Origin of the sequence: Alicyclobacillus suci, assembly GCF_017329615.1 — a bacterium.
Lineage (GTDB): Bacteria > Bacillota > Bacilli > Alicyclobacillales > Alicyclobacillaceae > Alicyclobacillus > Alicyclobacillus suci.
Window position 1 is genome coordinate 1 of record NZ_JAFMTW010000207.1, and the last position, 291, is coordinate 291.

Sequence of the window (291 nt, forward strand, 5' to 3'; positions counted from 1 at the left end):
AATGTGCTCCGGTAGCTCCTCTGACCATGGCAGTAGGGTGTTTAAGGCATCCGGTTCCTCACAATCAAGATTGGATAACTGCTCAAACAGATGTTGGAGGTACGAGACTGGGTCTAGTCCATTTTCTTTTGCCGTTTCAACGAGACTATACGTGATGGCACTTGCCATTGCGCCCTTCGGCGTGTTGGCAAACTGTATTTGATAGCCTAAAAGTACCCCACTGGAACAATCGAAAATTCCCCCACCCTATGATAGCCTCACTACGGTGAGGTGGTTGAGGAGATGATTCGA

The 291-nt window shown here is 48.5% G+C and carries 1 pseudogene; it reads right to left on the bottom strand.

Going from position 1 to position 291, the window contains the following annotated elements:
* Positions 1-192 (bottom strand): annotated as a pseudogene (locus J3482_RS20430) (transposase domain-containing protein); the annotation flags it as partial.
* Positions 193-291: the final 99 nt, after the last annotated feature.